The organism is Hyphomonas sp., assembly GCF_017792385.1.
GTDB lineage: Bacteria > Pseudomonadota > Alphaproteobacteria > Caulobacterales > Hyphomonadaceae > Hyphomonas.
The window spans coordinates 2,922,784-2,934,915 of record NZ_CP051230.1; the positions used below are offsets into that span (position 1 = coordinate 2,922,784).

At 60.9% G+C, this 12,132-nt stretch carries 13 protein-coding genes; 6 read left to right on the forward strand and 7 right to left on the reverse strand.

What is annotated here, in order from left to right; translation table 11 throughout:
• Positions 1 to 25: 25 nt before the first annotated feature.
• Both HF955_RS14210 and HF955_RS14215 read left to right on the forward strand, forming a co-directional pair.
• Complete coding sequence (locus tag HF955_RS14210; protein WP_291075953.1) at positions 26 to 439, forward strand: hypothetical protein; 414 nt, start codon at positions 26 to 28, stop codon at positions 437 to 439.
• Between the two features lie 117 nt (positions 440 to 556).
• Entirely contained in the window at positions 557 to 799 is a 243-nt protein-coding gene (locus HF955_RS14215) for a hypothetical protein (RefSeq protein ID WP_291075955.1), read from the forward strand.
• Between the two features lie 2 nt (positions 800 to 801).
• Here the strand turns inward: HF955_RS14215 and grxD are convergent, their stop codons facing one another.
• The 3 genes from grxD to HF955_RS14230 form a co-directional block, all read right to left on the reverse strand.
• On the reverse strand, positions 802 to 1,140 hold the full coding sequence (gene grxD / locus HF955_RS14220) for a Grx4 family monothiol glutaredoxin (protein WP_027839968.1): 339 nt from the start codon (positions 1,138 to 1,140) through the stop codon (positions 802 to 804).
• Between the two features lie 83 nt (positions 1,141 to 1,223).
• Positions 1,224 to 3,161, reverse strand: coding sequence for a M2 family metallopeptidase (locus HF955_RS14225; RefSeq protein WP_291075958.1), 1,938 nt, complete (start codon positions 3,159 to 3,161; stop codon positions 1,224 to 1,226).
• Positions 3,162 to 3,230: 69 nt separating this feature from the next.
• Positions 3,231 to 3,467 carry a BolA family protein gene (locus HF955_RS14230; RefSeq protein WP_367279740.1) on the reverse strand — a complete coding sequence of 79 codons (237 nt, stop codon included), beginning with the start codon at positions 3,465 to 3,467 and terminating at the stop codon, positions 3,231 to 3,233.
• Positions 3,468 to 3,599: 132 nt separating this feature from the next.
• Between HF955_RS14230 and HF955_RS14235 the strand changes: the two genes are divergently transcribed.
• Positions 3,600 to 4,598 (forward strand): M20/M25/M40 family metallo-hydrolase, encoded by a 999-nt coding sequence (locus HF955_RS14235; protein ID WP_291075962.1) that lies wholly within the window; start codon positions 3,600 to 3,602, stop codon positions 4,596 to 4,598.
• Positions 4,599 to 4,878: 280 nt separating this feature from the next.
• Complete coding sequence (locus HF955_RS14240; protein WP_035553593.1) at positions 4,879 to 5,496, forward strand: porin family protein; 618 nt, start codon at positions 4,879 to 4,881, stop codon at positions 5,494 to 5,496.
• A 62-nt stretch (positions 5,497 to 5,558) separates the two neighbouring features.
• On the opposite strand, the gene purL is transcribed toward HF955_RS14240, so the two are convergent.
• Positions 5,559 to 7,874 (reverse strand): phosphoribosylformylglycinamidine synthase subunit PurL, encoded by a 2,316-nt coding sequence (gene purL, locus HF955_RS14245; RefSeq protein WP_291075965.1) that lies wholly within the window; start codon positions 7,872 to 7,874, stop codon positions 5,559 to 5,561.
• Positions 7,875 to 8,038: 164 nt separating this feature from the next.
• On the opposite strand from purL, the gene HF955_RS14250 reads away from it, so the two are divergent.
• Complete coding sequence (locus HF955_RS14250) at positions 8,039 to 8,689, forward strand: hypothetical protein (protein WP_291075967.1); 651 nt, start codon at positions 8,039 to 8,041, stop codon at positions 8,687 to 8,689.
• Between the two features lie 4 nt (positions 8,690 to 8,693).
• Here the strand turns inward: HF955_RS14250 and HF955_RS14255 are convergent, their stop codons facing one another.
• Positions 8,694 to 9,710, reverse strand: a complete 1,017-nt coding sequence (locus HF955_RS14255; protein WP_291075968.1) for an adenosine deaminase — start codon at positions 9,708 to 9,710, stop codon at positions 8,694 to 8,696.
• Between the two features lie 37 nt (positions 9,711 to 9,747).
• Positions 9,748 to 10,416, reverse strand: a complete 669-nt coding sequence (purQ, locus tag HF955_RS14260) for a phosphoribosylformylglycinamidine synthase subunit PurQ (RefSeq protein ID WP_291075969.1) — start codon at positions 10,414 to 10,416, stop codon at positions 9,748 to 9,750.
• A gap of 158 nt (positions 10,417 to 10,574) precedes the next feature.
• Between purQ and HF955_RS14265 the strand changes: the two genes are divergently transcribed.
• Positions 10,575 to 10,727 (forward strand): entericidin A/B family lipoprotein, encoded by a 153-nt coding sequence (locus HF955_RS14265; protein WP_027839960.1) that lies wholly within the window; start codon positions 10,575 to 10,577, stop codon positions 10,725 to 10,727.
• 87 nt (positions 10,728 to 10,814) lie between these two features.
• Here the strand turns inward: HF955_RS14265 and gltA are convergent, their stop codons facing one another.
• Positions 10,815 to 12,119: a citrate synthase gene (gltA, locus tag HF955_RS14270; protein ID WP_027839959.1), complete on the reverse strand. Its 1,305-nt coding sequence runs from the start codon at positions 12,117 to 12,119 to the stop codon at positions 10,815 to 10,817.
• Positions 12,120 to 12,132: the final 13 nt, after the last annotated feature.

Genomic DNA, 12,132 nt, shown 5'->3' on the forward strand with positions numbered 1-12,132 from the left:
GCATAGCAGCAGCGCAGACAAAAATATGAAGGACGTTACCGCCATGCATGTCAATCTTCCGCGCGCCCTGTTTGCGCTTCGCGCCTCGATCGCCATCTTCTTTGCTGTCTGGGCAATTGAGAAATTCGTCAAACCGGAAACGACCGCAGCCATCTGGTCCAAATTCTATCTCGTCGACGGCCTGCCGCACGAGATGTCCTATCTGATTGGGGCGATCCAGTTGCTTGTCGTGATCCTGTTCGCGCTCGGCCTGTTCAAGACCTGGACCTATGGCTTCTTGCTGACGATCCACGCGCTGGGGACCCTGTCGACCTGGCAAGTCCTGATCACCCCCTATGAGGGCGGCAATCATCTGTTTGTAGCGGCGATACCGGTTCTGGGCGCGCTCGCGGCCTTGTTCCTGATGCGCCGCGAAGACACCTGGCTGTCACTCGGATGAACAGGCAGGGCGGTTAGCGAAGTCTTTCCGGCACCTTGCGATATTCACAGCCCGGTTTTGCCGGGTGGAAACGCTGCCGGATGTAGAGTGTATGCCGGTCGCCCAGGGGAGAGCGCGATGACGGACATGATTGCAATGATAGCGGCCTGGTCGGCAGCGATGCTCGGCCTGTTTCTGGTGGCCTACACGTTGAAGAAATGGCGCCGCGCGGCGCGTGCCTGCCATCCCATGCCGTTTCGCCGCCGCAAGAGCTACATGACCGGTCTGGCCGTCAGCGCCCTGTTCGTTGCGGCCCCGGCCGTGGTGCATGCGGATGTGATCATTCAGGAAGCCGGACTTGCGGGGATCCTGTCTGCCTGAGATCAGGCGTCTTCCAGCGCGATGCCCTTGTCTTTCATGAAGTCACGCAGTTCGCCGCTCTCGAACATCTCTTTCACGATGTCACACCCGCCGACGAACTCGCCCTTCACATAGAGCTGCGGGATGGTCGGCCAGTCGGAATAGGCCTTGATGCCTTCGCGAACATCCTGATCTTCGAGGACGTTGGTCGAGACATAATCAACGCCAAGATAATCCAGCACCTGCACCACGACCGACGAGAACCCGCATTGCGGGAAGGTCGGTGTGCCCTTCATGAAAAGCACGACGTCATTGGATTTGACGGCTTTGTCGATGGCGTCGAGCGTGGCTTGGTCGGTCATACTGGTATCTCCGCTGTTGCCTCAGCATGTGTGGTGGATACCCGGCAGCGTCAAGCTCTGACGCTGCCGAGTGTGGGAAAGTCCTACCAGCCACAGCTTTCCGTGGCGTTCTCGTCCTTCAGGTAGAGCATCAGCGGGTCGAAATACTCGATGATGGCGCTGCCATCCATCTCGCGGGTGCCGGTGAACTCTTCCAGCGTGTCCGGCCAGGGCTGCGACGCGCCGGCTTCCATCATGGCATTGAAGCGCTCGCCCACTTCCTTGTTGTTGTAGATCGAGCAGCGGTGCAGCGGACCGTCCCAGCCAGCCTGTTCACAGGCGGCCTTGTGGAACTGAAACTGCATCACGAAGCTGAGGAAGTAGCGCAGATACGGCGTGTTGCCCGGAATGTGGTATTTCGCGCCGGGATCGAACGCGTCGGCCGGGCGCGGGGCCGGCGGCACAAGGCCCTGATTCTTCAGGCGCAGATCCCACCAGGCCGTATTGTAGGCGTCCGGGGCGGTTTCGCCCGACAGCACGCCCCAGCGCCAGCCATCGACCGTGATGGCGAAGGGCAGGAAGGCGATCTTGTCGAGCGCGGTCTGCATCAGCAGGGCCGTGTCGGCATCGGCGCCCGGCTTTTCGTCTTCCGAGATCAGGCCAATCTGTTCCAGATATTCCGGCGTGATGGACAGGGCCACGAAGTCACCAATGGCTTCGTGGAACCCGTCATGGGCGCCCGTCTTGTAGAGATAATCCTGATCCTTGTAGGCGCGCTGATAGAAATTGTGCCCCAACTCGTGGTGGACCGTGTAGAAGTCTTCCGAGTTCACCTCGGTGCACATCTTGATGCGCACGTCTTCCTCATCGTCCAGATTCCAGGCAGACGCGTGGCACACCACTTCCTTGCCTTCCGGCCGCACGATCATGGAGCGGTCCCAGAAGGTTTCCGGTAGCGGCTCGAGGCCGAGCGAGGTGAAGAAGGCTTCGCCGGTCTCCACCATCTTGATGGCGTCATAGCCACGCTCGTTCAGGCGCTTTGTGAGGTCATAAGGGATCTCGCCGGTATTTTCCGGCTCGACGATGTCATAGATGGATGACCATTGCTGGGCCCACATATTGCCGAGCAAATCCGCGCGGATCGGGCCGGTGCGCGGCTGGACCTCGTCGCCATACTGGTCATTGAGTTTCGCGCGGGTGTAGCAATGCAGCTCCTTGTAGAGGGGCTCCACCTGGCCCCAGAGGCGCTGGACTTCCGCTTCCATCTCTTCCGGGGGCATATCGTAGCCGGACAGCCACATCTGGTCGAGACTTTCAAAGCCAAGCTCGTTTGCGCCCTCATTGGCGATGTCGACCATGCGGGCATAGTCATCCTTCATGGGCGGCGAGATGGTGCGCCAGCCTTCCCAGACCTGCTGAAGCACTTCCGGGTCGCGGCTCTGTTCGATCAGCGTGGACAGCTGGTCGAGTGTGAGACCTTTCTCGACGATGTCGTCCCGTTCGGCTTCGCTGAGGTCACCAAGCAGTTTCAGGACGGAATCGGTGTTTTCCTTGAGCTTGTAACGGCCAGTGCTGTAGGTCGCGTCCAGCCGCGTCGTGATTTGTGACAATTCCTCGGCCGCGCCCTGTGTCGACGGGGCCGGAATGGTGATGCCCGTGCGCAGCATGTTGAATTTGCGGGCGAGGTCTGCCGGCAGGACGCTGACATCATACTGCTTCGACTCGTTGGCCAGCGAGACGGCGAGCTTCGTCGAGGCGGCGCCTGCCTCGGCGGCGGCGGCATTGGTTTCCGGCGTGATGTTGGTGGCCTGGTTCCAGTAGGCCTGCGCGGCAATGTGGCTCTGGGCGGCAAGTTCGGCCTCTGCGCGTTCCATGAAGGCGCGGGCGGCGGCGATCTCTTCGGAATGATCGGGCGTTGCAGCCGTCTCGACGGTCGTGTCAGCCGGGCTGGCGGTTGCGGTCTCGGCGGCCTCCGGGGCCGCACAGGCGGCGACCATGAAGCCGAGCGCAATGGCGCTGGTCGTTAGGGTCAGGCGTTTCATGGGGCAGTTCCTCATCCTTGGTTTCGGATGAAACAATATCGAACTGCCTTCGGCGTCAACGCCCGAGCGTCAGGAATCCGGTGCCTTTGTCTTGAGCGCCAGCGCATGCAGTTCTCCGCCCATCGTGCCTTTCAGGGCCGCGTAGACCAGCTGGTGCTGTTTCACGCGGGACAGGCCGGCAAATTGCGGACTCACGATTTCAGCCTGCCAGTGATTGTCGTCGCCGGCCAGGTCCGTCAGCGTGATCTCGGCGTCCGGAAATGCATCGGTTAGATAGCCGAGCAGAGTGTCGCGTGACATGGCCATGGGCAGTTCCTTCCAGTTTCGCGGCAGAGGTGGCGTGTCCTGCCTGCGACGTCAAGCATCCGGCTGAACCGATTGTCGGCTGTGCGGCCGCGCTCTAAGGTTCTGATCCCACATGACTACCGGACCCCTGCCATGACCAAGATGCGTGCCTTCATCCTTGCCGAGATCCTGCTGGTTCTGACCTTTCTCGGCGGCGTGATCCTTTACATGAACCGCGGGGACGGAGCGGTGGACGGTCTGAGCGGATATCAGACGCTTTATGTGGACGGGCCGGCGATGCTGAACCTGACCGAGACGCTCTCATCCGACGCCCTTGAGGGACGCGAGACCGGGACCGAGGGGAATGCTGCCGCGCGGGGCTTCATCCTGAAGCGGTTTGAAACCCTGGGCCTGCGCCGCATCGGTGGCACCTATGCGCACGAATTCGCGATCATACCCTATGAAGCCGGTCAGGTGTCGCTGCCGCCGGAAGGTGTGAACCTGCTCGGCTGGGTAGCGGGCAAGACGCCGGGCAAGGGACCGATGATCGTGGTAACGGCCCACTATGACCATCTCGGAGTGCGGGACGGGGAGATCTACAATGGCGCCGATGACAATGCAGGCGGTGTCGCTGCGCTGGTCGGCGTGGCAGATTATTTCCGCCGCAATCCGCCGACCCACGATATCATGTTTGCTGCACTGGATGCGGAAGAGAAGGGCATGCTGGGCGCGCGGGCCCTGGTCGAGTCCGGCCTGATCGATCTCGGGCGCGTGGCACTGAACATCAATTTCGACATGATCAGCCGGTCCGAGGCAGGGGAATTGTATGCGGCTGGCACGACTCCGTGGCCGCAGCTGAAGCCCCTGGTCGCGGAGGTCGCTGCCGCCGCGCCGGTAACCCTGCTGACCGGGCACGACTCGCCGGAGCTCGGGCCAGATGACTGGACCAGCCAGTCCGACCATGTCGCCTTTCATGAAGTGGGTATTCCCTTCCTGTATTTCGGGGTGGAGGATCATCCCGGCTATCACCAGCCGTCGGATGATTATGCCGACCTCACCCATGATTTCTTTGTGCGGTCGGGGGACACGCTGGCCATGGCGGTGAAGGCCGCCGATGGCTGGATCGGCCTGTCGGAACGCCCGGCTGATTGATCCCTTCAATGAGGATGTGGGCGCGCGAACGCCGGTCAGGGTGAAGGGTTCCGGGACAACTGCAGAGTGGCCTTCAGCGCCGTTGCCTGAAGCAGGACCGGGCTCCGGAAACTGCAACTAAAACAACAGTAATGGTGGTTAATCCGCATTAGGAATGTGTGGCATTCGGGCAACGTGTGCAGGTTGCGGATTTGTCATTGGAACGGACAAACTTCAGACACGGTTTCCTTGTGGTCTCGCCGCTCTGGCGGGAGCTGAACACGTCTTTGAAGGAGACCACATGTTTAAGTATTTTCTGATCGCATCGACGGCTACAGGTCTGGCCATGGGCGCACAGGCCCAATCCTATGACAGCGACACCGGCTTCTATCTGGATGGCGGCTATCAGTATCTGGAAATCGAACCGGATGGTGCCGAACAGGGTGTTGATACAAACGGTATCGCCGCGCGTCTCGGCTACAAATTCAACAATGTCTTCAGCCTGGAAGGCGAACTGGCCTCCGGTATTGATGATGGCGAATTCGACTACAATGTCGATGAGGACGAGTTCAATCTCGATGACAACAATGACGGCGACTTCAATGACCTGATCGCTGCTTCGGGCGACATCGGCCTGAACTACCTTGTGGGCCTGTACGGCCGCGCCGATCTTCCGGTGACGGAGCGCATGGACCTGTTCGCACGTGCTGGTTATGCCTATATCGACCTTGATGCCTCTCTGGCCACGCCGGGTGGCGCTCCCATCACGGTAGAGGATTCCGAGGAAGGCCCGGCTGTTGGCGCAGGTGTGACTTACGACCTCACCGAGAACTGGCAGCTGCGCGGTGACTACACCTACTATTCGTTCGAAGACACTGACACGAATGGTGTGATGCTGGGTGTTGGCTACAAATTCTAGCGTGACACTTGATCACCAGAGCGAGCACCCCTTCTGCAGAATGCAGGAGGGGTGTTTCTCGTTCAGTCGACGGAGTTCATGTAGGTCGGCAGCCAGCCTTCATGCGCTTCGCGGAGGCGGGAGAGAGGGAGTTCAAAATATCCTCTTTCGTCCAAATCCAACTGTATGGTCTCTCCAAAGAACTCTGTTGAAAAATTGGGTAGGGACGCCGTGACGTTATGCTGTTGGACTAATTGTTCGAAGGATTGTTGATTCGATTTTGGTAACGCAATTGCGTAACGGCCTTGAGTTTCACCAAAAAGCAGCCGAACCGCACCCGCTCCATTTGGCGGAGTTTGCCCCGTCGCTACATAGAGTGATGAGTCAGGATTAATGAGTACGCCAATCCCACTCGCCAGAGCCATCTCCGCCGCGGCACAGGCGATACCGCCGTCGCTGACGTCATGGACGGCGTTGACGAGCCCCAGCTCAACAAGGCGGCGTACGAAATCTGCATTTTTCTTCTCTAGTTCAAGATCAACCGGCGGCGGAGCGCCAAGCGCCTCGTCCTTCAGGCCGAGCCACTCCCGTGCATACAGCGATGCGCCCATATGGCATTTGGTTTCGCCGATCAGGATGAGCACGTCACCGGCCTGTGCGCCTTTCAGCGTCGCGATCTTGCTGACATCCTCGATCAGGCCGACGCCGCCGACAACGGGCGTCGGCGGGATCGCCACGCCGTCGGTCTCATTGTAGAGGCTCACATTGCCGGACACGACCGGGAAGTCGAGCGCGCGGCAGGCCTCGGCCATGCCCTCGATGGCTTTCACGATATAGCCCATTGTGGCGGGCTTTTCCGGATTGCCGAAATTGAGATTGTCCGTGATCGCAATAGGCGTCGCGCCGACGGCAGACAGGTTGCGATAGGCCTCGGCCACAGCCGCCTTGCCGCCCTCATAGGGGTCTGCGGCCACATAATGCGGGTTGCAGTCGGAACAGATGGCGAGCGCCTTGTTCGTGCCGTGGATACGCACAATGGCTGCGTCGCCCTGGCTTTGCGAGGAATCGACCGTGTCGCCCATCACGTGGCGGTCATATTGTTCCCAGATCCAGCGTTTGGAGGCCATGTCGGGCGAGGACATCAGCTTCAGCAGGACTTCGCCATAGTCTTCCGGCTCGGGATATTTCGAAATATCCAACGGCGCGCGCTTTGGTGGCTCGGTCCATGGGCGGTCATAATTCGGTGCGTCGTCTGCCAGAGGCGCGACGGGAATGTCGCAAACCGTTTCGCCAAACTGTCTCAACACGAGGTGGCCATTGTCGGTTGTCTCGCCGATCACTTCGGCGTCGAGGTCGTATTTCTCGAAGATGGCCTTCGCGACGTCGATCTTGTCCGGATAGAGCACCATGAGCATGCGCTCCTGGCTTTCAGACAACATGATCTCATAGGCCGTCATGCCGTCTTCGCGCTGTGGCACCTTGTCAAGATCCATGATCACGCCAATGCCTTCGCCATTCTCGCCGCCGCTTGCGGCCATCTCGACGGAGGAGGAGGTCAGGCCGGCTGCGCCCATGTCCTGGATTGCCTGAATGGCATCTGTCGCCATCAGCTCGAGACAGGCTTCGATCAGAAGCTTCTCGGTGAACGGGTCGCCGACTTGAACCGTTGGGCGCTTTTCCTCGTCGCCCTCGGAGAATTCGGCTGAGGCCATGGTTGCGCCATGGATGCCGTCACGGCCGGTCTTGGAGCCGACATAAAAGATCGGGTTGCCGGGCGTTGCGCCGCGCGCATAGAAGATCTTGTCCTGATCGGCGAGGCCCACGGCCATCGCATTGACGAGGATGTTGCCATTATAGCCTTCGTCGAACTGGGTCTCGCCCGCGACCGTCGGCACGCCGACACAGTTGCCATAGCCGCCAATGCCTGCAACGACGCCCGCCACGAGGCTTCGGGTCTTGGGGTGGTCCGGGCTGCCGAAGCGCAGGGCGTTGACCAGCGCGATCGGCCGCGCGCCCATGGTGAACACGTCACGCAGGATGCCGCCCACACCCGTCGCCGCACCCTGATAGGGCTCGATATAGGATGGGTGGTTATGGCTCTCCATCTTGAAGATGGCGGCCTGACCATCGCCGATATCGATGACGCCCGCATTTTCGCCGGGACCCTGGATGACGCGGTCATTCTTGGTCGGGAATTTGGACAGGTGACGACGGGAGGATTTGTACGAGCAATGCTCTGACCACATCACCGAATAGATCCCGAGTTCGACCAGGTTCGGCTTGCGTCCGAGCCGGGAGACGAGCCGCTCCCATTCATCGGCCTTGATGCCATGTTCCAGGCCGGCAGCATCGTCCTGCTCGGCGGTGAGGTGGGCGAGGATCGCGGATGTGTCAGTCATGCCCGGCGCTTTAGCCGCAATTGCCACGAGTCGCCAGACTCTATTGCGGTTGAGATGGCCGAACCCACCGGTTTTCGGTTCGTGAACAGGATTTAACGGAAACCCTCCGCGCCATGACGGCGTTTCTTCCGGCAGTTGCGACGCTTTTTGAAAGGAATGCGACCATGAAAGAGTTTCTGATCCTTGCTGCGCCCCTGGCGCTCGTGGCCTGTGGGGCAGATGTTACCCAGGCATCCGGGGATGCGATGCCCGCACCGTCACCGATTGCCGCCTCCGACAAGGCCGAGAAGGCCGAACCGGCCCCGGAGAAGCAGGTGACCCAGTTTGCGGGAAGCTGGTCTGATGCCGAGGCGACCAATGGTCAGCGGATCGTTTTTACCTCGGAATCGGGTGAGGACGTCATTTCGCTGACGTGCCAGGACCCCGACGCGTTTGCGGGGGAAGGCGCCCCGAAGGCGCTGGTGCTGAGCCGGCCCTATGAGGGAGATGAGGCCCCGACACAGATCGGGCTGCTGACCTCGGCCGGCAATGGGGCAATACAGGCCCGGGTCCTGGAAGAGGAAGGTGCGGTGACCGGCATGTTTGACACGCGCTCGCAGGCGGCGCGTTCGCTGGCGAACGGGCGCGGCGACCTGAGGGTCGTTGTGGGTCTGAGCGAATACGTCGTGCCGACGGATGCCAAGGTCGCGAGCCTTGTCGAGGCGTGCCGCCCGCCGATTGAGGATGTCGTCAAGGAGTTGAACGCGGCCGAGGACGCGCCGGACGGCGAAGAGGCGGAGTCAGGCGGCGCGCCCGAGACTCCGGGCGGCTCGTGATAGGTTATGCGAGGCTGGCCGCGACATCCTCGATTGCGGCCAGATGCCTCGCCTTGTCGGCCTCTGGCAGGAAGCTGCCCGTGAAGCCGTTCCGGGCCAGCTGGATGATCTGATCGGCTGACAGGTCCAGGGCATCGGTGATCGCTTCGTAGTTCTTGCCGATATAGCCGCCGAAATAGGCCGGGTCGTCGGAATTCACGCAGACCAGCAGGCCTTGCTCCAATTGCGCCTTCACGGGGCTGTCCTTGAGATCTCCGAGAACGCAAAGCGACAGATTGGACAGCGGGCAATTGGTCAGCGGGGTCTGCGTGTCCTTCAGCACCTGGATGAGTGCCGGGTCCTCCATTGAGCGGTTGCCATGGTCGATCCGGTCGACGCCAATATCCAGCAGGGCCTCGCGGACATAGTCCGGCGGGCCTTCCTCGCCGGCATGCATGCACAGTTTGAAGCCCAGCTCCCGGCAGCGCTCGAACAGGCGCTGGAATTTCAGGGGCGGGTGGCCGACTTCGGAACTGTCGAGGCCGACGCCAACAAAGTGTTCGTGCCAAGGCGTCGACTCATCGAGCAGGACAAATCCATCCTCCTCGGTGAGATGACGCAGAAAGCTCATGATGAGCTCTGATGTGATGCCCAGCTCTTTCTCGCCGCGTTCCAGGGCTGACAGGATGCCGTCGGCCACGGCACCGAAAGGCACGCCGCGCTCCGTGTGGGCCTGCGGATCAAAGAACATCTCGACATGCACGACATTGTCCGCCTTTGCGCGCTGCAGATAGGCGAAGGTCATGTCGTGGAAATCCTGTTCGGTTCGCAGGACATTCATGCCCTGATAGTAGACGTCGAGGAATTCCTGCAGATTGTTGAAATCGTAGGCGGCCTTGGCTTCGTCCAATGTCCTGAACGGGATTTCGATCCGGTTGCGCTCGGCCAGCTGCATCATCATTTCCGGCTCGAAACTGCCTTCGATGTGCAGGTGCAGTTCCGCCTTGGGTAGGCGGGCGATGAGATCGGAATGGGCGGACATGCAGAGGCCTCCTGACTGGTCGGCCCATAGAGCCCAATCAGGCTGCCGAGAGCAAGCTTTCGAACACGCCGAGGCCATCCGTGCCCCCCTCATGCCCGCCAATGGCGCGCTCGGGGTGAGGCATCATGCCGAGGATGCGGCCATTCTCGCTGAGGATGCCGGCAATGTCGCGGGCCGAGCCGTTCGGGTTCTGGCCCTTGCTGTAACGGAAGGCGACGCGGCCTTCCCCTTCCAGCGTGTCGAGCGTGGCATCATCGGCGAAATAATTGCCGTCATGGTGCGCGACAGGAATGATGACTTCCGGCGTACCGGAATAGGCGCTGGTATAGGCCGTGTTTGCGGATTCGACGCTCAGGGCCTGCGGGCGGCAGACAAAGTGGAGCGAGGCATTGCGCATCAAGGCGCCGGGCAGGAGACCGGTTTCGCACAGGATCTGGAACCCGTTGCACACGCCGAGCACATAGCCGCCCCGCTCTGCATGGGCGTGCAGCTGGGAGATCACCGGCGAATTGCCCGCCATCGCGCCGCAGCGCAGATAGTCACCATAGGAGAAGCCGCCGGGGACCATGACCAGATCCGTGCCGTCCGGAATGGTTCCGTCCTTGTGCCAGACCATGGCGGGTGGCGTGCCGGTGACCTTGGCCAGCGCGTCATGCGCGTCGCGGTCACAATTCGATCCGGGGAAGACAATCACAGCGGTTTTCATGCGCAGGCCTTTAGCAGGGAGTCGGGGCAAAAGGGAACAGGCATTTGCCGCTGGGCTGGTTCCGGGCAGGCAAAATGCACCTGCCGGCGCCTTGTATCTTGCGGGCAGATCGCTTCAGGCACATTCTCCCGCCTGCCAACTTTCATGGGAGTAACCAGATGAAGAAACTGATGGCCGCCGCGCTCGCCCTGACACTTCTGCCGCTGGCGACAGCATGCAACACGGTCGAAGGTGTGGGCCGCGATGTTCAGGCAGGCGGTGAAGTCGTGTCCGAAACCGCACGGGACGTGAAGGAGAAGATGTCGAAATAGGTTCGACCTTCGCCTTTCAGTCCTTCAGAACGCAAAAGGCCCCGACGCAAAGTCGGGGCCTTTCCTGTTCGGGATACCGATGTGCGGCTAGCGCTGGTCCATCGGCACATAGTCGCGCATGGCGGCGCCAGTATAGATCTGGCGCGGACGACCGATGCGCTGGGTCGGGTCGACCAGCATCTCGTTCAGCTGGGCAATCCAGCCAACGGTGCGGGCCAGCGAGAACAGCACGGTGAACATCTGCTTCGGGAAGCCGATCGCATCGAGGATGATGCCGGAATAGAAGTCGACATTCGGGTAGAGCTTCTTCTCTGCGAAGTATTCGTCTTCCAGGGCGATCCGCTCCAGTTCCATGGCAACTTTCAGGATCGGCTGATCCTTCAGGCCGAGCAGGTCCAGCACTTCGTGGGCGGACTCGCGCATCACGGTCGCGCGCGGATCGTAGTTCTTGTAGACGCGGTGACCGAAGCCCATGAGGCGGAACGGATCCGACTTGTCCTTGGCCTTCTCGATGAATTCCGGGATGCGGTCCACCGTGCCGATTTCGTGCAGCATGTTGAGACAGGCCTCGTTCGCACCGCCATGGCTCGGGCCCCAGAGACAGGCCACGCCAGCGGCGACGGCGGCAAACGGGTGCGCGCCCGAAGACCCTGCAAGGCGCACGGTCGAAGTCGACGCGTTCTGCTCGTGGTCTGCGTGCAGGATGAAGAAACGGTCCATCGCCTTGGCGATCTTCGGATCGACCTTGTAATCCTCGGCGGTGACCGAGAAACACATGTTCAGGAAGTTCTCGGCATAGGTCAGGTCGTTGCGCGGATCGACAAATTTCTGGCCGAGATTGTACTTCAGGATGCGGGCGCAGAGCGTCGGCATCTTGGCGATCAGGCGGATCGAGGCGAGGCGGCGCTCCTCCGGGTCTTCGCTGTCCATGGCGCCCGGATAGAAGGACGCCATCGCGCCGACTGTGCCGGTCAGCATCGCCATCGGGTGGCTGTCACGACGGAAGCCGTCAAAGAAGCGGTCCATCTGGGTGTGCAGCAGGGTGTGCTGCTTGATCTCGTCGTCAAACGATTTGAGCTCGGACTTGGACGGCAATTCGCCGTTCAGGATCAGGTAGCAAACTTCCGGGAAGGTTGCCTGCGCTGCCAGCTGGCCGATGGGATAGCCGCGGTGCAGCAGGACGCCTTCTTCGCCGTTGATGAACGTGATCTGGCTTTCGCAGCTCGCTGTGGAGGTAAAGCCCGGGTCGAATGTGAACTGGCCGGATTGCGCGTAGAATTTGCGCACATCCACGACGTTCGGTCCATGGGTGCCGGACAGGACCGGCATGTCATAGGTCTTCCCGTCAATCTCGATCTTCGCCGTACCGGCGTCTTTGGTCTTGTTTTCCATCAGCTCTAGCCCT